Source organism: Bradyrhizobium sp. NBAIM08, from assembly GCF_020193935.1.
GTDB classification, from domain to species: domain Bacteria; phylum Pseudomonadota; class Alphaproteobacteria; order Rhizobiales; family Xanthobacteraceae; genus Bradyrhizobium; species Bradyrhizobium yuanmingense.
Map to the genome: position 1 here is coordinate 1035865 of NZ_JADYVR010000001.1, position 20241 is coordinate 1056105.

At 65.1% G+C, this 20241-nt stretch carries 19 protein-coding genes and 2 tRNA genes; 8 read left to right on the forward strand and 13 right to left on the reverse strand.

All coding sequences use genetic code 11. The features are described from left to right. Window positions 1–117: 117 nt before the first annotated feature. Entirely contained in the window at window positions 118–645 is a 528-nt protein-coding gene (locus tag I6F37_RS05085; protein ID WP_036029806.1) for a cupin domain-containing protein, read from the reverse strand. 291 nt (window positions 646–936) lie between these two features. Between I6F37_RS05085 and I6F37_RS05090 the strand changes: the two genes are divergently transcribed. Then, window positions 937–3066, forward strand: a complete 2130-nt coding sequence (locus I6F37_RS05090; protein ID WP_225150503.1) for a tetratricopeptide repeat protein — start codon at window positions 937–939, stop codon at window positions 3064–3066. Window positions 3067–3200: 134 nt separating this feature from the next. Here I6F37_RS05090 and I6F37_RS05095 read toward each other — a convergent pair whose 3' ends face one another. Continuing rightward, on the reverse strand, window positions 3201–3488 hold the full coding sequence (locus I6F37_RS05095; RefSeq protein WP_036015394.1) for an usg protein: 288 nt from the start codon (window positions 3486–3488) through the stop codon (window positions 3201–3203). A gap of 379 nt (window positions 3489–3867) precedes the next feature. Here I6F37_RS05095 and I6F37_RS05100 point away from each other — a divergent pair, with 379 nt between their 5' ends. Further along, window positions 3868–4182: a co-chaperone GroES gene (locus tag I6F37_RS05100; RefSeq protein WP_025037205.1), complete on the forward strand. Its 315-nt coding sequence runs from the start codon at window positions 3868–3870 to the stop codon at window positions 4180–4182. A 48-nt stretch (window positions 4183–4230) separates the two neighbouring features. Further along, window positions 4231–5871 carry a chaperonin GroEL gene (gene groL, locus I6F37_RS05105; RefSeq protein ID WP_057029537.1) on the forward strand — a complete coding sequence of 547 codons (1641 nt, stop codon included), beginning with the start codon at window positions 4231–4233 and terminating at the stop codon, window positions 5869–5871. A 225-nt stretch (window positions 5872–6096) separates the two neighbouring features. On the opposite strand, the gene lepB is transcribed toward groL, so the two are convergent. The 6 genes from lepB to I6F37_RS05135 form a co-directional block, all read right to left on the reverse strand. After that, the gene (gene lepB, locus I6F37_RS05110; RefSeq protein ID WP_225147529.1) at window positions 6097–6843 is read right to left on the reverse strand and encodes a signal peptidase I; all 747 of its coding nucleotides are present in this window, start codon (window positions 6841–6843) and stop codon (window positions 6097–6099) included. Window positions 6844–7004: 161 nt separating this feature from the next. Then, a complete protein-coding gene (locus tag I6F37_RS05115; protein WP_225114397.1) occupies window positions 7005–8168 on the reverse strand; it encodes a slipin family protein in 1164 nt (387 codons plus the stop codon). Window positions 8169–8506: 338 nt separating this feature from the next. Then, window positions 8507–8572: transfer RNA gene (locus I6F37_RS05120), tRNA-Lys, on the reverse strand. A 4-nt stretch (window positions 8573–8576) separates the two neighbouring features. Then, window positions 8577–8646 (reverse strand) — tRNA-Phe (locus tag I6F37_RS05125). A gap of 205 nt (window positions 8647–8851) precedes the next feature. Further along, window positions 8852–9139, reverse strand: coding sequence for a GIY-YIG nuclease family protein (locus I6F37_RS05130; protein ID WP_036012798.1), 288 nt, complete (start codon window positions 9137–9139; stop codon window positions 8852–8854). A gap of 140 nt (window positions 9140–9279) precedes the next feature. After that, window positions 9280–10119, reverse strand: a complete 840-nt coding sequence (locus I6F37_RS05135) for a LysR family transcriptional regulator (protein ID WP_036012800.1) — start codon at window positions 10117–10119, stop codon at window positions 9280–9282. A 127-nt stretch (window positions 10120–10246) separates the two neighbouring features. On the opposite strand from I6F37_RS05135, the gene I6F37_RS05140 reads away from it, so the two are divergent. Both I6F37_RS05140 and I6F37_RS05145 read left to right on the forward strand, forming a co-directional pair. Then, window positions 10247–10840 (forward strand): cysteine hydrolase family protein, encoded by a 594-nt coding sequence (locus I6F37_RS05140; protein ID WP_225150505.1) that lies wholly within the window; start codon window positions 10247–10249, stop codon window positions 10838–10840. A 13-nt stretch (window positions 10841–10853) separates the two neighbouring features. Then, the gene (locus I6F37_RS05145; protein WP_225150507.1) at window positions 10854–11483 is read left to right on the forward strand and encodes a glutathione binding-like protein; all 630 of its coding nucleotides are present in this window, start codon (window positions 10854–10856) and stop codon (window positions 11481–11483) included. Window positions 11484–11490: 7 nt separating this feature from the next. Here I6F37_RS05145 and I6F37_RS05150 read toward each other — a convergent pair whose 3' ends face one another. Beyond that, the gene (locus I6F37_RS05150) at window positions 11491–12570 is read right to left on the reverse strand and encodes a tlde1 domain-containing protein (RefSeq protein WP_036027759.1); all 1080 of its coding nucleotides are present in this window, start codon (window positions 12568–12570) and stop codon (window positions 11491–11493) included. Between the two features lie 658 nt (window positions 12571–13228). On the opposite strand from I6F37_RS05150, the gene I6F37_RS05155 reads away from it, so the two are divergent. Beyond that, on the forward strand, window positions 13229–13753 hold the full coding sequence (locus I6F37_RS05155) for a FecR domain-containing protein (protein WP_036012807.1): 525 nt from the start codon (window positions 13229–13231) through the stop codon (window positions 13751–13753). A 56-nt stretch (window positions 13754–13809) separates the two neighbouring features. Further along, complete coding sequence (locus tag I6F37_RS05160) at window positions 13810–15699, forward strand: CHASE2 domain-containing protein (protein WP_036012809.1); 1890 nt, start codon at window positions 13810–13812, stop codon at window positions 15697–15699. 4 nt (window positions 15700–15703) lie between these two features. Here the strand turns inward: I6F37_RS05160 and I6F37_RS05165 are convergent, their stop codons facing one another. The 4 genes from I6F37_RS05165 to I6F37_RS05180 all read right to left on the reverse strand — a co-directional run bounded on the left by I6F37_RS05165 (window position 15704) and on the right by I6F37_RS05180 (window position 19299). After that, a complete protein-coding gene (locus tag I6F37_RS05165) occupies window positions 15704–17206 on the reverse strand; it encodes a glycosyltransferase family 39 protein (RefSeq protein ID WP_036012810.1) in 1503 nt (500 codons plus the stop codon). A gap of 6 nt (window positions 17207–17212) precedes the next feature. Further along, the gene (locus tag I6F37_RS05170) at window positions 17213–18340 is read right to left on the reverse strand and encodes a glycosyltransferase family 2 protein (protein ID WP_036012811.1); all 1128 of its coding nucleotides are present in this window, start codon (window positions 18338–18340) and stop codon (window positions 17213–17215) included. 241 nt (window positions 18341–18581) lie between these two features. Beyond that, window positions 18582–18782 (reverse strand): hypothetical protein, encoded by a 201-nt coding sequence (locus I6F37_RS05175; RefSeq protein WP_036027765.1) that lies wholly within the window; start codon window positions 18780–18782, stop codon window positions 18582–18584. A gap of 136 nt (window positions 18783–18918) precedes the next feature. Continuing rightward, window positions 18919–19299 (reverse strand): hypothetical protein, encoded by a 381-nt coding sequence (locus I6F37_RS05180; RefSeq protein WP_036012816.1) that lies wholly within the window; start codon window positions 19297–19299, stop codon window positions 18919–18921. A 98-nt stretch (window positions 19300–19397) separates the two neighbouring features. Here I6F37_RS05180 and I6F37_RS05185 point away from each other — a divergent pair, with 98 nt between their 5' ends. Beyond that, a complete protein-coding gene (locus I6F37_RS05185; RefSeq protein WP_085969157.1) occupies window positions 19398–20234 on the forward strand; it encodes a DUF72 domain-containing protein in 837 nt (278 codons plus the stop codon). The last annotated feature ends 7 nt before the right edge of the window (window positions 20235–20241 follow it).

Sequence of the window (20241 nt, forward strand, 5' to 3'; positions counted from 1 at the left end):
GACGCGAGAGGTATTTTCGACTGGTTAGCACCAGGCTTGCGGGGCGGCCGAAATCATCCCGATTGCTGACCGCCCGGTTTCTCGGATCGACCGCATTTTAGCGATCGAGAGTTGCGCTTACGCCTTCAGCTCCACCGTCTTGAACTCAGCGGGGAGGATCACCTCCAGCAGCTCCACGTCGTCCGAATAGTCCAGGATCATGTGTCTGATCTTCGGCGGCTGGGTCCAGGCGCTGCCTTGCTGCATCAAGGTCTCGCCCTGCCCGTCCATATAGGTCTTCACCCAGCCCTTGAGCACGTAGACCATCTGGAATTCGACGTCGTGATAGTGGAGCTTGGACACCTCGGCCGGGTTGCAGGGACCTTGCAGGCGGATCACATGCGCCTGCGCGAGGCCATGGGTCGCCTCGCCGATGCCGAGATCGCGATACTTCGCGTAGGCGCGCAGGCCGTCGGCCTTGAAGTCTTCCTCGCGGTGATGGCTGACGGCGATGCGCTGCTTCGGACGTGCGGGCTTTTTCGCAGCGGCAGTGCGCGCCTTCGCCTTCACGGCCTTGCGTGCCGAGGATCGCGCCGCCGCCTTGGCGCCACTCCGCTTCTTCACCGCGGTCTTCAATGCGGGCCTCGATGCCTTTTGCTTGGCCATTGTCTGCCTCCCTGTTTCTGAGCCGCCGTCGCGCGGTATGGCTTGAAGGTCAGCTTATCCAGTCGTGGGCGAGGCAGCAATCGCAGAGCTGGTCGTGTTGAGTAGTGCCGCATCCGCGCTGTCACCCTCCCCCTCCAGGACCCTCCCCTGGAGGGTAAGAGGCTGAGGCCAATCACGCGATCACCGTATCGGATCGTAGCTTGCCCCAAGCTGGCGCGTCGGGCTGGGGTCGTCTCGTCTTCGTTCTCGCGCTGAACTAGTCTCGCCCGGGACATCCGGGGGAATTGATTCATGGGCAGCAATGTCGGTCAGCGTGCATTTCAAAATGCCCGGCTTCAGAAGCGGCAAAAGGCCGACGTGCTGCCCTTGCTCGGGCAAGCGCTCGAATTGCACAAGAAGGGACGCTTGCCCGGGGCCAAGGCTGCCTATCGCCAGCTCCTGCAGATCGCGCCCAATCAATTCATCGCGCTGCATATGCTCGGCGCGTTGGAGTCCGATGCTGGGAATTATCAGCAGGCCGAGAGCCTGCTGAGCCGGGCGGTTGTCGTCGATCCGCGATCGGCGGAAGCCCATATGAGCCTGGGCGTCGCGCTGAACGGGCTGAAACGTCACAATGATGCCCGCGAGAGCTATCGCAAGGCGCTCGCCTTGCGGCCCAACTACGCCCTCGCTCTCTCCAATCTCGGGAACGCGAGCGCGGCCCTGGATCGCTACCAGGAAGCGCTCGACAGCTACGATCGGGCGCTCGCCGTCGACGCAAACCTCGCCGAAGCCCACAACGGCCGCGGCTCCACGCTCTGCCGTCTGCGCAACTACGACGAGGCTCTTGCAAGCCTGAACCGCGCGCTCGCGATCAAGCCCGACTATGCGGCGGCGCTGGCGAACCGCGCCGTGGCACTCCGGGAGCTGCAGCGATTCGACGAGGCCATGGCGGATTGCAACCGGGCAATCGCCCTCGCCCCTGACGACGTGAACGGATGGCTCTGGCGCGCCAATGTCTTGCTCCAGACCCGGCAGATGGCCCAGGCACTATCCGATTGCGAGAGGGCGCTCGCGATCGCGCCCGATTCCGATCAGGCTCATCTGGTGCTGGGCCTTTGTCTTGCCGGACTAGGCCGGGTCGACGAAGCCCTCGCCAGTTTCGACAGAGCCCTCGATATCAGGCCCGATCTCGAGAGCGCGATCTCGAGCAAGATCTTCACGCTCGATTTTGTGCCGGACGCCAGCGTCGAGCGGCATCAGCAGGCGCGACGCGTATGGTGGGAGCGGATCGGCGCGAGAATCGCTTCAGAAGCGGCGGCACCGCATGACAACGGCCGCGATCCGGATCGCCGCCTGGTGCTTGGCTACGTCTCCTCGGACTTCAACGCGCATTCGGCTGCGTTCATCTTCAAGCCCGTCCTGCAACACCATGACCGCGCCCAGTTCGAGATCGTGTGCTACTCGTGCTCGGCGAAGGAGGACGCGACGACACGCGAATTTCAAGGCATCGCCGATCGCTGGCGTGACGCCTCGCAATGGAGCGACGATCGCCTCGCCGCCCAGATTCGCGACGATCGCATCGATATCCTGATCGATCTGTCCGGCCATACAAAAGGAAACCGCCTCGGCGTATTTGCGCGCAAGCCGGCACCGATCCAGGCGCACGGCTGGGGCCATGGCACCGGCACCGGGTTGCCGACAATCGACTATCTGTTCTCGGATCCGGTCGGGATTCCGCACGAGGTTCGGCATCTGTTTGCAGAGACGGTGGTCGACCTGCCGTGCTTCGTGACGCTGGCGCCGCTGCCGGCCGGGATTACGCGGGCCGGAACGCCGGCGCTCTCGAACGGCTTCGTCACGTTCGGTGTCTTCAACCGGATCAGCAAGATCTCGGACGAGGCGGCGGCAGTCTGGTCCAGGATCCTCGAGCGGGTGCCGGGCTCGCGACTGTTGATCAAGGACGTGGCTCTCGACGATCAACTGGTCCGCGACAAGCTGCTGGCGCGATTTGCGGCTTGCCGATTGCCGGCCGAACGCGTCGATCTGCTCGGGGCCACGTTGCGGGACGAGCATCTGGCATCGTTCAATCGCATCGATATTGCCCTCGATCCGTTTCCGCAGAACGGCGGCGTCAGCACATGGGAAGCCCTGCAGATGGGTGTGCCCGTGGTGGCGAAGCTCGGCAACAGCCTGCCGGGCCGCGCCGCCGGCGCCATCCTCACCGCGCTTGGCCTGCCGGACTGGGTCGCCGACAGCGAGGAGGCCTATGTCGAGATCGCGGCCAGCCGCGCGGCCGAGATCGGCGAGCTCGACAAGTTGCGCCGCGAGTTGCCCGCAACGATCAACGCCGCGGCCGCGGGCAACCCCGTCTCATATGCACGCGCGGTGGACGCGGCCTATCGCGCGATGTGGACGCGTTATTGCAGCGGCGGCGTTTGATTGCGTGATCTCGTAGGGTGTATTAGCCGAAGGCGTAATCCACCGTTTCTGTTTCGGCACGCGGAGAGAAACGAGGTGGATTACGCCAGCGACAGCGCTTCGCGCCGCTGCGGGCTAATCCACTCTACGCGACCTCAATGCAGGCGGAACACGCCGTCGACGGCGCGGAGCTCGGCCGGCTTGATCAGCTTGGAATGGGCCACCGTCACCGAATGGAGCGGACCGTCGAGCTTCTCCTGCCAGAACGCCAGGAAATCGGTGAGCGCGGGGAATTTCGGAAACATGTCGTAGTTCTGCCAGACATAGGTCTGGAGCAGCGAGGGATGATCCGGCATTCGATAGAGAATTTGTGCCGTCGTCAGCCCGTAGCCCAGCATCTGTTTCCGGAATTCCTCGGAAACGCCCCCAACGCGCAGTCCCATGCCAAACCTCCTTTGCAGGAGCGCATTCGGCGAGTGGCTTGGTCCGTGCCCCGGGGAGCCACCCGGAAACGATGCGCTCACAGACGAGAAATGTGACGCAAACTGACAACTCATCTCAAGCCCAAAAGTTTAACAAGCTGTTGAAATTCAATGCTTTAGCAGCAGAGACGACTCCGTGCTAATACGGTCACGGCTGCCCGGTTAACGATGGCGAGGGGTTTCTGGCAGTCCGCGCTTTCGGCTGCTAATTTTTCTGCTACAAACCCTTGCTCCCGCAAAATTCCTGTCCTATTTCAGGCTCGCCCGTGCTAGCACTCACGGGCAACGACTGCTAACAATCTCCAAATCCTCAACACGTGCAATTGCTTAGGAGGACTGCATGAAATTCCGTCCGCTTCACGACCGCGTCGTGGTCAAGCGCATCGACGCAGAAGAGAAGACCGCTGGCGGCATCATCATTCCCGACACTGCCAAGGAAAAGCCCTCCCAGGGCGAAGTCGTCGCCGTTGGTCCCGGTGGCCGCGACGAAGCTGGCAAGCTGATCCCGATCGACCTGAAGGTCGGCGACCGCGTGCTGTTCGGCAAGTGGTCCGGCACCGAGGTCAAGATCGACGGCCAGGACCTGCTGATCATGAAGGAGAGCGACGTGATGGGCGTTCTCGAAGTCAGCGAGTCCAAGAAGAAGGCGGCTTAAGAGCCCCTCTCCTCCCCTCCAGTCAAACTCACCTAAGGAAAACTCCAGATGGCAGCCAAAGAAGTCAAATTCTCGGTTGAAGCGCGCGACAAGATGCTGCGCGGCGTCGACGTTCTCGCCAATGCGGTGAAGGTCACGCTCGGTCCGAAGGGCCGCAACGTTGTGCTCGACAAGTCGTTCGGCGCTCCCCGCATCACCAAGGACGGCGTCACCGTCGCCAAGGAGATCGAGCTCGACGACAAGTTCGAGAACATGGGCGCGCAGATGGTGCGCGAAGTCGCCTCCAAGTCCGCTGACGCGGCCGGCGACGGCACCACCACCGCCACCGTGCTCGCCCAGGCGATCGTGAAGGAAGGCGCCAAGTCGGTCGCCGCCGGCATGAACCCGATGGACCTCAAGCGCGGCATCGACCTCGCGGTCGAAGCCGTCGTGGCCGACCTCGAGAAGAACTCGAAGAAGGTCACCTCGAACGACGAGATCGCCCAGGTCGGCACCATCTCGGCCAACGGCGATGCCGAAATCGGCAAGTTCCTCGCCGACGCCATGAAGAAGGTCGGCAACGAGGGCGTCATCACCGTCGAGGAAGCCAAGTCGCTCGAGACCGAGCTCGACGTGGTCGAGGGCATGCAGTTCGACCGCGGCTACATCTCGCCCTACTTCGTCACCAACGCCGACAAGATGCGCGTTGAGATGGACGACGCCTACATCCTCATCAACGAGAAGAAGCTCTCCTCGCTGAACGAGCTGCTGCCGCTGCTCGAGGCCGTGGTGCAGACCGGCAAGCCGCTGGTCATCGTCGCCGAGGACGTCGAAGGCGAAGCGCTTGCGACCCTCGTCGTGAACCGCCTGCGCGGCGGCCTCAAGGTCGCGGCCGTCAAGGCTCCGGGCTTCGGCGATCGCCGCAAGGCCATGCTGCAGGACATCGCGATCCTGACCGGCGGCCAGGCTATCTCGGAAGACCTCGGCATCAAGCTCGAGAACGTCACGCTCAACATGCTCGGTCGCGCCAAGAAGGTGATGATCGACAAGGAGAACACCACGATCGTCAACGGCGCCGGCAAGAAGGCCGACATCGAGGCGCGCGTGGCGCAGATCAAGGCGCAAATCGAGGAGACCACCTCGGACTACGACCGTGAGAAGCTCCAGGAGCGTCTCGCCAAGCTCGCGGGCGGCGTCGCGGTGATCCGCGTCGGCGGCGCGACCGAGGTCGAGGTGAAGGAGCGCAAGGATCGCGTTGATGACGCGATGCATGCGACCCGCGCGGCCGTGGAAGAAGGCATCGTTCCGGGCGGCGGCGTTGCCCTGCTCCGTGCCTCCGAGCAGCTCAAGGGTCTGCGCACCAAGAACGACGACCAGAAGACCGGCGTCGAGATCGTGCGCAAGGCGCTGTCGGCCCCCGCTCGCCAGATCGCGATCAACGCCGGTGAAGACGGCTCGGTGATCGTCGGCAAGATCCTGGAGAACAAGGCCTACAATTACGGCTTCGACTCCCAGACCGGCGAATATGCCGACCTCGTCAAGAAGGGCATCATCGACCCGACCAAGGTGGTCCGTACCGCGATCCAGAACGCTGCCTCGGTGGCCGCGCTCCTGATCACCACGGAAGCCATGGTCGCCGAGCTGCCCAAGAAGGGCGGCGCCGGCCCCGCGATGCCTCCGGGCGGCGGCATGGGCGGCATGGACTTCTGATCCAGCCTCTCAGGCACGATACGAATGCGAAACCCCGGCAGCGATGCCGGGGTTTTTGTTTTTTGGGGAGCACGTCATTCCGGGGCGCGCCCCTCTTGGGCGCGAGCCCGGAATCCATAACCACGAAACTCACGGGCGACGGGCATAGCGGGCCCACTCCATCTGGCTGTGATTATGGATTCCGGGCTCGGCGCTGCGCGCCGCCCCGGAATGACGGAGCAAGCCTTACTCCACCTTCCCGAGCCGCTCGAAGCGCGGCTCGCCGTCTTCATCCAGCGACCAGAAGATCCGCGTCACCTTGCCGATGAGATTGTCCATCGGCACGAAGCCGAACGTCGACTGCACGCGGCTGTCGGTGGAATTGTCGCGGTTGTCGCCGAGCACGAAGATGTGGCCCGGCGGCACCGTGAAGACGTCTGTGTTGTCGAGATAGCCGTTGTCGAGGCAGTCGTATGTCACATAGGACGCACCGCTCGGCAGCGTCTCGCGCCAGCGCTTGACGGCGGCGCGGTCGTCGACACCGCAGGCGTCGCCGGCAAATGTCGCCTCCAGGGCGACGCGGGTCACCGGGCGGCCGTTGAGGATGAGCCGGCCCTGCCGCATCTGGATGCGGTCTCCGGGCAGGCCGACGACGCGTTTGACGTAGTCGGCAGAACTGTCCTTCGCCGTCCGGAATACCACGATATCCCCGTATTCGGGATCGGCGGCGAGGATGCGGCCCGAGATCCAGGACGACGCGAATGGGAGGGAATAGCGGCCATACCCGTAAGCGTATTTCGCGGCGAAGACGTAGTCGCCGACCATCAGCGCCGGTGTCATCGAACCGGACGGAATGTTGAACGGCTGATACAGGACGAAGCGAAACAGGATCACCGGCGACCACAGCACCGGGATCATGAGGATCAGGACGACGATCGCCTTCCAGTCGCTGGATCGTGCCGCGGGGCGGATCGATTCCTGAAGAACGGTCATGGGCCTTCCCTGATCAAGACGTTGCGGCCCCAAGATGACGCAACCTGCGAGCGCGCTCAATCCCCGACGAGCTCAAATTTGGTCGCGCCTCGCGCCGATCGCGTTCATCGCAGACGGCAGCAACGCCGATGTGAAGGGCCGCCCGTGGGCGGCCCTTCGGTTCATGCGCTCTCGGGCGCCTTCAGACGCACGAGCCGGGTCAGGAGGGCATCGAGGCCCTGGCCTTCACCGGCATGGAGGTCGATGCGGCCGACCTTCTCGACCAGCCGCTCCAGCGACTCCAGCTCCTTGAGCCGAAGCAGCAGGGGGTTCTCCTCCATCAGGCGGGCAGTGTTCAGGAGCGAACGCGTCGCCGCGGTCTCCTCCTGCCGGCGGATCAGGTTCGCCTTCGCGACCCGCTCCGCCTCCACCACCTTGTTCACCAGCTCCCGGATCTCGCCGGGCAGGATCACGTCCTTGACGCCGAGCTCGGTCACCTCCACGCCTGATACCGCGACGCGTGCACGCACATAGTCGCGCAGCTCCGCATCCAGCGCCGCCTTCGCAGACAGCACCTCGTCCAGCGTCCGGCCCGCCACCGCCTCGCGGATCGCGAACTGCACCAGGCGGTACAGCCACGCATCCACGTCGGGCACGGTCGCCACCGTGCGCTCGGGATCGACGATGCGGCGGAACGCCGTCAGCGTCACCCGCAGCGCGATGCGATCCTTGGTCAGCATCTCCTGCGCGGTGATCTCGACCGCCTGGGGCCGCAGGTCGAGGCGCTTCACCTCGATCTTGCGGCCGACGGTCCAGAAGGCGTGCCGGCCGGGCGCGAGCCGCTCCACGAGCCGGCCCTCGACATAGAGCAGGCCCGCTTCGTGGTTCTCGACCACCGTCTCGCTCATGACAGTCGAGCGGCTGCGCTCGATCATGGTGAGGTGCCGCGCGTCGACCCTGACGTCGCTGGACACATCGATGCGCTCGACATCGATGCGCGTTGCGACCTTCCAGTAGACGCGCACCTGCCAAGGCGTCATCAGATGCACGGGCCGGCCGTCGAGGCTGACGATGGCGATCTCGTCCGCCTTGGTCTCGACCGCCTCGAACAGCTCGGCGGCAAGATCAGGCCGCGCGGCCTTCAGCACTGCGTAGCGCTCCGCAGGAAATTCGCTGCGGACCACGTCGAGCACCTCGGCCTTCAGCTCGTGCAGGGGATCGAACAGGCGATGCTTGCCGGGCGCGAGCACGCGCACGAGCTGCCCGTTGCGCGTCAGCAACGCACGCTCGCCATCCTTCACCGTCACGTTCAGCATCAGCAAATGCCAGGTCTTGTTCAAAGTCATGGCACGCCTCCTTCAGTTGCCTCCGGCCGAGCGCGGCCGGATAGCGGGTTACACCTGCAAAGGACGTGAGGACGCGGACGACGCTTCCCGCGAAATCGGCGGGCCGGGGCTTGAGCTTGCATGACGACGGGCGCACGCGCGCGATCGCGCGAGACGTGTCGCGCGGCCGTGCGGAGCCACCCGGCATCAGCGCAAGCGGTATCTACCCGCGGCGCAAAGCCGGTCTCACAGTGTCTAGGTTCGGACGGAAAGCCTTGCGGCAAAACGGCCGGACCGCGACTGAAGCGCGCGTCCGGTCCTCGTCAGAGGTATCAGCGTTTCAGGCTGAAACGGAGCGCTGGAGCGGGATTCGAACCCGCGACAGGATGAGTAAAAGTCATCTGCTCTACCAAACTGAGCTATCCTTTGTGCAAGAGACCGGAATCGAACCGATGCCTTCGGGTGTTCAACCCGACGCTCTCCATGAGCTACGTCCTGCGTTTCTCCTTCATTCGGCGGAACACGAAACCGGCAAGACCCGGCCCGCGCCAGTCGGGATCTCAGCGAGCCCGAACCCATGGCCTAGCGAAGGACGGCGCTAATAGACCAGGCACGTTCGGGTTGCAAGGGGGGATGAGAAGATTTTTGGTTCGTCATTCCGGGGCGGCGCGGAGCGCCGAGCCCGGAATCCATAACCACAGGCCTTAGTTGGAGATTCCGTTGTAGAGATCATCCCAATTTGGATTCTGTTCGTCGATCAATCGTGTCTTCCAATCGCGCCGCCATTTCTTCAGTTCTTTTTCTCGAGCAATCGCGCTTGCAGGCTCATCGAAAACTTCGAACAGGACCAGCTTATCGACTCCGTATCGCTTGGTGAATCCCGGGACCATTTTGATCTTGTGCTCGTAGACGCGCCGAACGAGGTCGCTCGTTATGCCAATGTAGAGCGTGCCGTATTTTCTACTCGCCAGGATGTAGACGTAGTACGCCATTCCATCGGCCTGTGACTATGGATTCCGGGCTCGGCGCTTCGCGCCGCCCCGGAATGACGGGCGGATGTTAGGATCAAGCGGAGAACAGATCAACCAAAAGCTGTAGTCGCAGTATTGCGATCGTTGCTCTGCGAAGAGCATCACTCGCGCGCACTGTCCTGGAAGCACGCCCTCACCCACGCGATCGTCACGCGTGTCGCGGGATCGCGCTTGAGGTGGTTCTGCACGAGCAGCCAGACGTCGCGGCGCTTCGGCAGCAGGGTGGCGCGCAGGCTGCGGTCGGCGAGCAGGGGTGCGCAGCTGTGCTCGGGCAGCACGCCGATGGCCAGATGCGACTGGATCATGGTGCGGATGATGCGGATATTGTCGGTGACGCAGCGCATGTTGGTCAGCCGCTTCGCACGTAAGAACTGCGCTTCCGGGATCGCGTCGAGCTCGTCCGGATAGACGCACGCAACGGGCTCGCGGCCGCCGCGGTCCGCGGGCTCGAAGAAGTACAGCCTCACGTCGCCGAGCTTGGAGATGGTGAAGTCGCCCTTCTCCGGCTTGCGCAGGCGGATGGCGAGATCGGCCTGCCAGCGCGAGAACTTGACGTTGCCGCTCGCGGTGAGGAATTGCAGCGTCAGCCCCGGATGATCGCGCAGGAAGCTGCTCGCATGCGGCGCCAGCAGCTCCTCGGCGACCGCATTTGTCGAGGCGATGCGCAGCCGCCCGACCGGGCCGGCCTGGCCCTCCTTGATGCGGTCGATCGCCGCCGCATGCGCGGCCATCGCACCGACATGTGCGAGCACCGCCTCGCACTGGCGCGTCGGCCGCCGCACGCCGTCCACCGCATCGAACAGCTTCACGCCGAGATCGTGCTGGATGCGCGCAAGCCTGCGGCCAACGGTGGTCTCGTCGATGCGCAGCCGCGCGCTGGCGCCGGCATAGGTGCCCTCGTCCCTGACCGCGGCAATGATGCGCAGATCGTCCCAATTCATCGGGGCGAGCCTAGCAGGCGCCGCCGCTGCCTGCAAATTCGCAGCCATCAGCTGCAATAGTCCTGCACAATGGCAGGCTGCTGCTGCGCTAGTGTCGAAGCATCCGAATTCACGAAAGCCTGACGGCATGACCACTCCAAAGACGCTGCTCGAACTCGCCGGCGCCGATCTCGATCCGCCCAAGCTCAACGAGACATGCCTCCTTCTGATCGACATCCAGAACGAATATTGCGCCGGCCCACTCGCCTTGCCCGATGCGCAAGCAGCGATCGCCGCGGCTGCGCGCCTGCTCGCGCGCGCACGGGAGAGCGGAGCTGCGATCTTCCACGTCGCGCACAAGGGTCGCGCCGGCGGCCTGTTCGACCGCGAGGCGGCGCGCGGCGCGATCGTCGAACGCCTGACGCCGCTCGCGACCGAGCCCGTGATCGAGAAGGCGCTGCCGAATGCCTTCGCCGGCACCGACCTGCAGGCCCGCCTGGCCGCGACCGGACGCAAGAACATCGTGCTCGCGGGGTTCATGACGCATATGTGCGTGTCTTCGACCGCGCGCGCCGCGCTCGATCTCGGCCTGCGCACGACGATCGCGGCGGATGCCTGCGCCACGCGCGATCTTCCCGATGGGCGCGGCGGCGCACTGCCGGCGAGAATGATTCACGAGGTCGCTCTGGCCGAATTGTCGGACCGCTTCGCGATCATCGCGCAGAGCGACGTGCTGACCTGAGGAGACCTTCCCGATGCTGCAGCTCTATTTCTTTCCGATGGCCTGCTCGCTCTCGAGCCGCATCGCGCTGCTGGAGGCCGGAATCGAGGCGCAGTATCACCTCGCCCATATCTGGACCAAGCGGCTCGTGGACGACGGCCGCGACTTCCGTGAGGTGTCACCGAAGGGCGCGGTGCCGGTCCTGGTGCTGGAGAACGGCGAGCGGCTGACGGAAAGCGCAGCGGTGCTGCAATACATCGCCGATGTGAAGCCGGAGGCACGCCTTGCGCCGCGGCCCGGCGACATCGATCGTTATCGCCTGCAGGAATGGCTGAGCTTCGTCGGCGCCGAGATCCACAAGGCGTTCCTGTTTCCAACCTTCTGGTACAAGGACGACGGCTCGCTGGCCAAGCCGCGCGCGAGGATCATGCAGACACTGTCGGTGCCGGCAGCGCATCTGGCGGGCCGCGAATTCCTCGTCGGCGACGCCTTCACCGTGGCCGATGCCCATCTCACCTGGACCTTGCTTCTGCTCCGTCCGGCAGGGATCGACATCGCGCAATGGCCACCGCTCGCGGCCTATCTCGAACGCATGCAGGCCCGCCCCGCGGTCCGGCGCGCGATCGCGACCGAGATGGCGCTGCGCAAGACCGTTGCGGCCTGAGCTCGCCTCACTCCACCCGCGCCAGCACCGCGAGCTTGCGGATGCCCTTGTTGCGGTAGGCGTCGAGGAACGCGTAATAGTCCTTGAACGACACGCAGCCGTTGGAATCGCCGCCCGGCCCGAGCATGAAGGTGTGGGCGAGCAGGCCGTCGCGGCCGTAGATCGCGCTCTCGCCGCCGATCGGGGTGAGGCGCAGCGCCGGCACGCCGTGGAACAGCGCCTCGCGCGGCTTCAGCGTGTAGATGTGCGGCGGCGTCACGCCGCGCATGCGCAGGCGGCGGGAGTCCGGATCGTCGCGATTGGCGCCAAGGCCGGAATGCGCCTCGAGCCTGGTGCCGTCGGGCAGATACACCATCTTGGCCGTGATGTCGTAGACCGCGGTGTCCCGCTCATAAGGCGGAGCGCCGCCGAACATCGGGTTCTGCTCCTTCGGGGCGATGGACGCAGTGATGCTGGCATCGGCCGAGGCGTAGGCGAGCAGCCCGCCGGACGCTTCGCGCTTGCCCCACAGCTTTTCCACCATCGCCTGGCGCGGAGCGGTGATCGACATCACCGCGGCCTTGGCACGGTCGGCGAAGGATTTTTGCTTGGCTTCGGGCGCCGGCACGATCTCGGCCGGGTCGGCCGAGGCGAGTTGCAGCTGGGCAGCCGGCGCGCGCTTGGTCTTGTCCGCGGCGTTGTCGGCGCCCTTGGCCGCCGGCTTCAGCGCCTCCGCGACCTTCGCGATCACGCCCTGCTTCGGGGCGTCTTTGGCCACCGCAACGACCTGCGCCGGGGGTGCGGCGCTTGTGGCATTCGACGGCACGCCCTGCGTTGCGGCCGCGGCAAAGCGCTCGTTGAACATCTCGCGCGAGATCGGAGCTGCGACCTGGAGGCGGTCGGGCAGCAGCGCGAAGGTTTCCTTGATGGCCTCGCCGGCCTCGCGCAGCACCACCCTGGGCGCGCGCTTGATCACCGGCTCGTCGTAGCCGACGCTGCCGACGGAGGGATAGACGCTCGCGCCGAAGATGTTGCTGTGAATGGTCCAGGCAGCGCCCATCACGGCGCAGCCGATCGCCGCGGCGCCAAGCCAATTGGTCGTGGTCATTTTCCGGGAAGATTTCCGCGAATTGGTCTTCGAGAAATTCTTGGACTTCCGTGCCGCGTTACTCTGCGCAGCGATACTCGTACTCATTCGCCTTGCGTCCAGGACGGTGTCACTCTGTCCCCCTTCGAAGTGCCGCTGGTCACGATCCGGGAACAGCATCTCGCAGAGGGTCGGAGCGTCATTAAGGCGACTTTTAGTTAAATGCGGATTAAGTTCGGGCGGATCTGCGGCGACTCGTTAACGCTGTCCCGTTTTGAGAAAAACGCCCGCAGAACTACGGACTTAGTCGGGTCTGTTAACTATAATTCTTGGCCGGTTCAGCAGGCTCTGCGGACGTCTGCGGCCACATCCATGACGCACTTGAGAACGTCATTTTCGTGGCCCTCCACTGCCCCCGAACGTAACGCGCCAGCGTTGCGCGAGGCTGGTGGGCGACGCGTCGGATTGGGCCTCGTCGGCCGCGCGACAACGGTGCATGCTCATGACGCGCCGGGCACCGCGGCACGGCGCCGTGATTGAAAGTTGATCGCCTCGGTTCTGGACATCGCGGCCGCGAGAAAATAGCTCCCACTTCGGCACTTTTCAGCAGCCTCTGCGCGTGATACGGTACCGTATCATCCTGCCCTGAGCTGTGCCGAGCACGCAAACGGAGGCTGGCATGAGAGGGATTGCGCGCGCGGGGTTTTTCGCCCTGGCGGGGTCGTTTCTGTTGATCGGATCTGCGACTGCGCAGCCTGCGGCGAATGCGGGCTGCACGGCATCGCCGTCGGCTGCCGGGACGCAGACCTGGCGCTGCGACAACGGCATCACCATCGTTGCGGAAAACGGCGCCAGATTTGAACTTAAGGACGCCAACCGCGACGGACATATAGACTCCGTGGAGTTGAGCAGCAAAGCGCTGCTGATCGAGGTGCCCAAGAAGCCGCGCGGCAATCCCTTCAAGGTGCTGACGCCGCAAGCGATCGCCGCAGTGCGCGGCACGAAATGGGCGGTCGATGCCGCCGACGCCAAGACTTCCGTGTTCGTCGCAGACGGCCGGGTCGGCGTGAGCCGCAGGGCTCGTGGACGCGGCGTCGTGCTCGGCCCCGGCGAAGGCGTCGATGTCGAGCCAACCGGTCCGTTGACCGTCAAGACCTGGGGCCAGCCGCGCGTCGACGCGCTCATGGCCAGACTCGGGCAATGAGCCGGGGCCGGCAAGGCCCGGCCCATGAGATTTGGATTATACGATTGCAAGACCGCATGCGCAGCCGACGCGTTCAGATCCTGGTGGCACTCGTCCTCACCGCGCTGTGGGGCGCGGGCATCTATGCCACGCATGCCCACGGCCATCTGCGCTTCCTGGACCGCCTCGAAGCCACGTTGACGGATTGGCGGACGCAGGCGCGCGGCGTGCGGCGTCCGCCGGATTTCGTCACCATCGTTGCGATCGACGACACGGTGGTGAAGCGCGGCGGCACCTATCCACTGCCGCGCGCCGATCTTGCCCGCGTGGTCGATACCATCGTGCAGTTCAAGCCGAAGGTCGTGGCGATCGACCTGCTGCTGGTCGACCGCAGCGCCGCGATCGGCGATGCGACGCTGGCCAACACATTGGCCACCGGCCGCATGGTGCTCGCCGCCGCCGCGATCTTCCCCTCGGCCAGCGAAACCGTGTCACCCAGCAGCGAAGGTCCGCTGGCCGTGCTGCCGGAGGCCGAGCGCTTCCTGCAGCCATTGCCCGCATTCGCCGATCACGCCGAGGTCGGCATCGTCAACGTCGCGACCGGGCAATCGGGCTCGCCGCTCTCGGTGCCGATGCTGTTCCGGACCCGCGACAAGGTCGAGCTGTCGTTTCCGTTGCGCGTCGCGGCGCGCGCGCTCGACCAGCCGCTGACCGTCGCGCCGGGCCATCTCATGCTCGGCGATCGCGTGGTGCCGACCGACAGCAATCTGGCATTGCCGATCACCTATTACGGCCCGCGCCGCACCATCCGTACCGTCAGCGCACAGAGCATCTTCGACGGCACGCTCGATCGCGCGGCCATCGAGAACCGGATCGTCGTAATCGGCGCCTCCGTCGCCGGCGGCGGCGACTTCTATCCGACGCCGTTCGATTCCCTGATGCCCGGCGTCGAGGTGGTCTCGACCGCAATCACGCATCTCGTCGCCGGCGACGCCATCCTGCGTGACCACCGGGTCCGCATTGCCGACGCGCTCACGGCGATCCTGCTGCCGGTGCTGCTGGTCGGCCTGCTCGCCTGGCGGCGCATCGCGCTCGGCACCATGGCGGCGGCCGCGGTGATGATCGCCTGGGCCGGGCTCAACCTGTTCGCGTTCACGCACGGCGTCTGGCTGAACGCCGCGACCACGCTCGCCGCCGCCGTGCCGCCGGTTGCGGTCTTTGCCGGCGTGCAGCTGTGGGCCGGAGGCCGCCGCACGCAATATTTCGCCGCTAAGAGCAGGTCGCTTGCGCAATTCCAGGCTCCGGCGCTGCGGGATTGGCTCTCGCGAGATCCGAACTTCCTCTCGAAGCCGGTGCGGCAGGATGCAGCCGTGGTGTTCGTCGATCTCTCCGGCTTCACCGGTTTGAGCGAGCGGATCGATCCGGACGAGCTCACGGATATTCTGAAGGCGTTTCATGCGCTGATCGACCGGATCGCGATCGATTGCGGCGGCATGATCACGGGCTTTCTCGGCGACGGCGCCATGATCCTGTTCGGGCTGCCGCGCGCGATGCCCGACGATTCGGCGCGCGCGCTGAAATGCGCGGTCGATCTGCATCGCGGCCTCGCACGCTGGATCGCCTCGCTTCCGCCGGCGATCGCGGGTCAGCTCGGCTACAAGATCGGCGCGCATTGCGGCCCGATCGTCGCCTCGCGACTCGGCGAAAGCCATCAGCACATCACGGCGACGGGCGACACCGTCAACGTCGCAAGCCGGCTGATGGAGATTGCCGCCCAGAACGATGCGCGCCTTGCGCTGAGCGACACGCTGCTGGATGCGGCCGACTTCCAGGGCGCGCCCGACGGCGTTCTGTCCGGCCCCCTGCTCGCCCGGGTCCGCGGCCGTTCCGGCGTCGTGACCGTCTGGTTCTGGCGCGATCGCGATGGGCCGGGGCAGGATGCTGACAAGGCCGAGATGATTGATTAAGGCGCTACCGCGCTTCCGGCGGCGGCGAGCGGTCCAGCACCTCGCCCTTGGCGCCTTCCAGCAGGTCGATGCCGTAGGTCTCGACCACGAGCGGCCCGCGCTTGCGCTGCAATTGCGCCACCTGCGTCACCTTTGCAAAGAGAGCATTGAGGGCAGGATGACCGTCGGCGCGCAGCTCGTCGACATAGAGCAGCTTGCCTGCGAGCAGCTTGGGATCGGGTTCGGCCATGTTGACCCAGCGGATGCGCTGGCTTTGCTGCGCGACGCAGGTGCCGCGCGGCAGATAGAATGCGAGCCAGCTCGTGGTGCCGTAATCCTGCGCCAGCACGCAGGTGGCGCCACTGCGCGCGCGCACCGCTTCGATTCCGGCCGCGAGCTCGCGCCAGCCGACACCGACACTGCGCACGGTGGCATCGCGGCGATATCCGGACAACCAGCCGGTATTGGCCTGCACGATCAAGGCGGCAAACATGACGATGCCCACAGGCGCGGCCCAGCGCAGGCAAACGTCGACGAGGCGCCGCTGACGCGGCTTCCATTGCGCAAGATTGGCCGCGGCGGCCGCGGCTATGACGAACGGCGGATACACCGGCGCGAACCAGTTGGCCTCGACGCGCGCATGCAGCGAATGCCAGACGAAATAGACGACGATGGTCCAGAACATCGTCTCGATCAGCACGCGCGAGGCCAGCGCGCCGGCGCGCTGCCAGGTCAGCGCATGCAGGCCCATGGCGCCGAGGATGAAGACCAGCGGGGTTGCGAACGCGATCTGGGTCGGGATCAGTTCGGCGATGAAGACCGGGCGGAAGTCCTCGATCTTGGCACGGCCGAGCTGCTTTGCGAACGAGACCCATTGATGGTCGGCGTTCCAGAGGATCACCGGCGAGAACAGTGCCAGCGCCACGAGGCCGCCGAGATAGGGCCAGGGCGAGAGGAACCAGCGCCGCAGCTTCGGCACGCAAGCGAGCCAGATCAGGATCGCGGCGCCAAAGAACATCGCGGTGTATTTCGACAATAGCGCCGCGCCGACAGCGGCGCCGACCGCGAGCCACCAGGCGCCGCGTCCGGTCTCCAGCACCTTGGCGAGAAAGAACAGCACGAAGCTGGAGGCGACCAGCAGCGGCGCATCTGGCGTGACGATCAGGGTGCCGACGGAGGCCAGCAGCGTCACGTTGAGCAGGATGGCGCTGGTCGCGGCCAGGCGTGTGCCGCCGAACAGAATTGCGGCGGAGCGATAGACCGCATAGCTCATCGGCAGCGCGAGCAGGATCGAGACGAGGCGGACGCCGAGCTCGGTATCGCCCGCGATCATGGTGCCGGCGCGGATCACATAGGCGACCATGGGCGGGTGGTCGTAATAGCCCCCGGCGAGGCTCTTCGACCACATCCAGTAATAGGCTTCGTCGAACGTGATCGGCGTGAAGGCGGCTGCGACGAGCCGCAATCCCACCAACGCGACAATCAGCAGCGCGGTGTTGCGGACGATCCGCGCGTCGGCCCCGCCCATCACGCGCTATTTCTTGCGCCAGACGAACAGTCCGGACATCGCGTAGTTCCACACCACGCCCATCAACGCGCCGGCCAGGCCGGCCAGCCACCAGATCGGCTCCTGGTCGTAGACCGAGAAGGCGACGCCGACATTGGCGAGCAGGCCGACGCTGCACACGATGTAGAAGGCGATCAGGCCGCGCAGCAGCGCAAAGCCCTTCAGCCGCTGGTCGCGATAGGTGAGAAAGTTGTTGAGGACGAAATTGCTGGTCATGGCGACGATGGCGCCCGCGGCCTGCGCCTCCGGGAACGGCGCGTTGAACAGGCGAAGCGCGATGAACAGCGTGGTCAGGTGCACGACGAGGCCGATGCCGCCGACCATCGCGAACAGGATGAAGCGCAGCGAGACGATGTCGTTGGTCAGCTTGGCGAAGACGAGGCCGAGGAAGTCGAGCGCGACCATGGAATCGAGCTTGCTCTCGCCGTGCTGGCGGGCGCCGAAGGTGTAGGGAATCTCGACCGCCCGCAAGCTGCCATGCGCGGTCGCGACGATGTCGAGCAGGATCTTGAAGCCGTGCACGGAGAGTTTTGGCGCGAGCTGCTCGAAGCGGTCGCGGCGGATCATGAAGAAGCCGCTCATGGGGTCGGCAATCTCGACCCGCAGCATCTTCTTGGCGACCTCGGTCGCGAGCGCGCTGGCGCCAGCGCGCTGCCTGTTGAAGCCTTCGCTCTTGTAGCCCTCGATGTAGCGGCTGCCGACGACGAGGTCGGCCTGATCGCTCGCGAGCAAGAGCAGCATCTTGGGCAACTGCGTCTCGTCGTGCTGGAGGTCGGCATCGATCACGGCCACATAGGGCGCGCTGGAGGCAAGGATGCCCTCGATGCAGGCGCCCGACAGGCCGCGGCGGCCGATGCGGCGGACGCAGCGCACCCGGCTGTCGCGCTGCGCCAACTCGCGCACGACATCCCAGGTGCCGTCGGGCGAATTGTCATCGACGAACACGACTTCCCAGACGACGTTGGCGAGCGTCGCCTCGAGGCGCCGGTACAGCACGGTGACGTTGTCGCGCTCGTTGAAAGTTGGGACGATAACCGACAGTTCCGGCCCCTCGTGGGCTTGGTTGTCGATGCCCGGTCTGATCGCTTCGTTCATGACGGCAGCGTATATCCGCCGCATCCTGCGCTGCCAAGCCGGGGGTCTGGGGAAGGGCCGAAAAGGGGCCTAAAATGCCAACGACCCCGGAACGGCGGGCCGCGCGTACATCCGGCGCAAGCCTTAAGCTATTCCAAGGTCGTTCCAGCGACGGAGGTCTTTACGCTCAACGTCGCCGTTAGAAGCTAGATGGGAATGGCAAAAGCGTTCCGCAAGGGGGCGGAAATCCGATTTTCAAACCCTATTGGTTGGGCACTTCCCGGATGACCGGCCCGCGCGGCGCGGGCGCGACCGGGGCTGCGGGTGCCGCCGCCGCCGGCTCGGCCTTCGCCGGCTTGGGCGGCTTGCCGTACTGGCCGATCGGCCCGAACACGACGGCAACCGCAAGGACGACCGCCGCGACGATCGCCCCCAGAATGCCACCCACCGACTCAGACGACATGCAAGTTCCTGCTCCAGACGGGCTCACTGATACCATGGATGAGCGCGCGACTGGAAGGCCCAGGGCGAATCGCGAATGGCGAGTGGCGAAATGAGCATGGCCTGCCTTGTCGCCCTATTCGCGATTCGCCACTCCCCTACTTCTGGGGCGGCCGGTGCTTGACGAAGGCCATCACGATGTCCTTCTGCGCCGCCTCCACCGCTCTGTTCGCGGTGGCGAGATGAGCGCCGGCATCGATATCAGGATATTGCGTGGTGAGATAATCGAGCAGCGTGACCCGGTAATATTGCCGCTCCGACGGACAGGCTCCGGCAACCGAGCGGCCGAAATCCTGCTCCGACAGGCCCTGATTGGACTCGCGCGAATATTCCCGCGCGAGGCAATGCCAATAGTCGTCGCGGCCCTGCTGAGCGAGCTTCTGCGCGCCCTTCGTGTCGTCGTCATCCGCCACGGCAGAACTTGTCATGGCAGCAGATGTCATCATGACGAGCGCGCCCCCCACCAGCAGCATCCGCATCTTGTTCTCCTTCTTCGCGGGCCCGTCGCGAGCTTAGACCGGACCGGCCAACTGGCCAATCACATCTGGTTTGATTAGGATGAGATCCCTCCCCGTCGATGCGAGATCCTTCCGTGGCCAAAGCAAAAACTGCGTCCAAAAAATCCGGCAACATCTTCATCGGTATCGGCGGCTGGACCTTCGAGCCCTGGCGCGGCGTGTTCTATCCGGAGAAGCTCGCGCAGGCGAAGGAGCTGTCCTATGCCGCCTCGAAGCTGACCTCGATCGAAATCAACGGCACCTATTACGGCTCGCAGAAGCCGGAGAGCTTTCGCAAATGGGCGAGCGAGGTGCCCGACGGTTTCGTGTTCTCGGTGAAGGGACCGCGCTTCGCGACCAACCGCCGCGTGCTCGCGGAGGCCGGCGATTCCATCAAGCGGTTCTACGATTCCGGCGTGCTGGAACTCGGCGATCATCTCGGGCCGGTGCTGTGGCAGTTTGCGCCGACGAAGAAGTTCGACGGCGCCGATTTCGGCAAGTTCCTGGAGCTGTTGCCGCGCAAGCTCGAGGGGCGCGCGCTGCGCCATGTCGTGGAAGTGCGCCATGACAGCTTCTGCACGCCGGACTTCGTGGCGCTGATCCGCGAGTTCGAGACGCCCGTGGTTTTCGCCGAGCACGGCAAATATCCCGCCATCGCAGATGTCGCCGGCGATTTCGTCTATGCGCGGCTGCAGAAGGGCAATGACGAGATCAAGACCTGCTATCCGCCGAAGCAGCTCGATGCCTGGGCCCAGCGCTTTCAAGCCTGGGCTTCCGGCGGCGAACCCGACGACCTGCCGAAGGTTGACAAGGCCAAGCCAAAGAAGGAGCCGCGCGACGTGTTCGCTTACGTCATCCACGAGGGCAAGGTGCGCGCACCGCACGGCGCCATGGAACTGATCGCACGGGTGAGTTGAGGGTCCC